Annotated in this window: 3 protein-coding genes; 2 read left to right on the top strand and 1 reads right to left on the bottom strand. The window is 46.3% G+C overall.

From position 1 onward, the window contains the following. Positions 1-19 precede the first annotated feature (19 nt). On the top strand, positions 20-622 hold the full coding sequence (locus ENN47_11640) for a non-canonical purine NTP pyrophosphatase (GenBank protein HDP78802.1): 603 nt from the start codon (positions 20-22) through the stop codon (positions 620-622). Positions 623-711: 89 nt separating this feature from the next. Further along, positions 712-1,530, top strand: a complete 819-nt coding sequence (locus tag ENN47_11645; protein HDP78803.1) for an alpha/beta hydrolase — start codon at positions 712-714, stop codon at positions 1,528-1,530. 27 nt (positions 1,531-1,557) lie between these two features. Here ENN47_11645 and ENN47_11650 read toward each other — a convergent pair. Next, a partial coding sequence (locus ENN47_11650; protein ID HDP78804.1) for an HAD family hydrolase occupies positions 1,558-2,867 on the bottom strand: 1,310 nt, incomplete at its 5' end.

The following is a 2,867-nucleotide window of genomic DNA, read 5'->3' on the forward strand; positions in this document are numbered from 1 at the left end:
GGTTCGGAGGGTTGTAAGCATGGAACTCATCTACGGAACAAGAAACCCGGCTAAAGCGATGAGCATGAGGAAGATGCTTTCCGGATTGGATCTGCAATTAGGAGATTTATGTTCATTGGAGCATCTACCGGTCGTCGAAGAGACCGGATCAAGTCCGCTCGACAATGCTAGAGAAAAGGCGGAGACTTACTATCGTTTCACCGGCAGACCAGTATTCGCTTGTGATTCCGGGCTCTTCATTGAAGGACTTGATTCTGAACTTCAGCCTGGAGTTAAGATCAGAAGGCTGGGTGACAAGGTTATGAATGACGAGGAGATGATCAACCACTACAGAGAACTCTCAGCTGAACTCGGAGGGCGGGCAGTGGCTCATTATAGAAACGCCATCTTTCTTATCTTGAGCGACGATCAGAAACGCTGGCTGATGGATGACACGATAGAAGAGACGTTTTATCTTGTGAGTAAACCGCATTCGATAAGAGTTGAAGGTTTCCCTTTGAATTCACTCTCTCTTGATATTATGTCGGGTAAGTACTTTGTTGACCTTACCGACGAAGAAAGGGACAGTGCTTATACCTGTCGCAATGGCTTCAGGAATTTCTTCAGCGAAGCAATCCGTTAATATGTTGATGCGCGCTCTTTAAGAGCAATATCGTAATCCCTCAGCTCAAAACATGCTATTAAGGAACTAGGCAATAAAGGGAGGACAAAATGGCTTATAAGACAATTAATGGAACTCGACTTTACTACGAGATTAGAGGCAATGAAGAGGGAAAAGAGACTGTCGCCTTTTTCAATGGAGTCATGGCTTCAGTAAACAGCTGGTCGCTTCAGGCACATGTGTTTGAGAGATTCGGTTACAGGATTCTCCTTCACGATTTCAAGGGCCAGCTTCTCTCGGAAAAGCCCGAAGGTCCCTACACATTCAAAGAACACGCGGAAGAAGCTAGACTTCTCATGAAGGAACTGGGAATTAAGAAAGTGCATTTGATAGGCACTTCGTACGGCGGAGAAGTATCCCTAAGATTTGCAGCAGATTTTCCGGACATCGTGAAATCTATTTCGATAATCGATTCGGTAAGCGAGCTCGACGAAGTTCTCAAGCTTTTTGTTAAGGGTTGGAAGGATGCAGCCAAAGGCGGAGATCCAAAGAAGTTCTTCTGGAGCATGGTGCCGACAATCTATGGTGATTCCTTCATTAGAAACAACTTGAAGATGCTTGAAGAGAGAGCGGTGGCCCTTGAAAAAGTCAGTTCCGATTACTTCGAAGGCCAGATTGCCTTATATGAGACTTTTCTAGGGGACGTTTACATGACTGACCTGCTTGAAAGAATCAGCTGTCCAGCACTTGTTATCTGCGGGGAAGAAGACATTTTGAAGCCCAGAAAATTCTCAAAAATCATAGCCGATAGAATCCAGAAATCCGAGTATGCAGTAATTCCTGATAGTGGCCATGTGACGATATTTGAGAAGCCGGATGTTCTTAACAGCCTGCTTTTGGGGTTCATCATGAAAAACTCAGATCTCTGAGTCTAGGCCGTCGACGTTTGCGTTCAATTACGCATTCCTTCTCTGAAACAGCTTGAAAAGTTCCATCACAATCAACAAGGGTGCCGCACATGCGAGCAAGATCAGCCACTGCGAAAATGAAACAGGAGAAACGCCAAGCAGATTCTGGAATAGGGATGTGTTCATTGCAATCAAATGAAGTCCATGTGCTGCGACAACTCCGAAGACGAGTATGTAGTTTCTCCAAACAGGAACCTTGAAAGCCGACTCACTTTCCGATCTGCAATTGAAAACGTGAACGTTCTGCATCAGGACAAAGAGAAGAAGAAGCTGGTTTCTTGCATAGACGTCTTCCATCTCTGCTGCCAGAAGCAGCATCCAGGCAACAAAAGCGATTAGACCCATTGAGATGCCGGAAAAGAGTGTCTCTCCAATCATCAATCGATCGAAAATCCCCTGCTCGGTTTTTCTTGGAGGTCTCTTCATCACTCCGGGTTCTCCTTTTTCGAAGGCCAGGGCAACATCTTGAATTCCGTTGGTGACAAGATTCAGCCAAAGAATCTGGACGGCAAGTAATGGTAGAGGGACGTTGAACAGTACCGCAAGAACAAATAACAGGAGCTCGGCAGCGCCCGTGGAAATTAGCAGGTAGATCACTTTGCGCACATTTGCGAATGCAAATCTACCTTCCTCTATTCCCGATACTATTGAAGCAAAGTTGTCATCTGTGATGATTATCGAACCCGCATCTTTGGCAACGTCGGTGCCTGATCCCATTGCCACACCAATGTTTGCCCTCTGCAGTGCAGGAGCGTCATTCACACCGTCGCCCGTAACGGCTACGAAGTGTTTCTCTCTCTTAAGCGCCTCGACAATATGAAGCTTCTGGACGGGAGAGACTCTTGCAAAGACAGTAGAAGAGAGACAAAGTTTTGTGAACTCCTCCCCTTCATAATCGCCTGTGTTTTCGAGTTCTTTACCGGTCACAATCTTTTCTCCTTCTTCGATTATCTCCAATTCTCTCGCGATCGCTGCCGCAGTAGATGGATGATCTCCAGTAATCATTATGACTTTGACACCTGCGTCGATACTTTCTCTCACTGCATCCTTGACTTCAGATCTCAGTGGGTCTATGAATCCAACAAGTCCTGCAAACGCGAGGTTATCTATCTTCTCGATCTCAGTAGCTTCTCCATCGACCTCTCCGAAGGCAAAGGCAAGTACTCTGTAACCCTCTTCTGCTAACGAGAGTGCCTGGCCTTCTATTGACTTATCTTGTAACTCGCCTATGCTGCCGTCATCGTTCATTGCCGACTTGCATCTGGCGAGCACGGTTTCGGTAGCCCCTTTCATGGCAA

The sequence above is a fragment of the Mesotoga infera genome, from assembly GCA_011045915.1.
Taxonomy (GTDB): Bacteria; Thermotogota; Thermotogae; order Petrotogales; family Kosmotogaceae; genus Mesotoga; species Mesotoga infera_D.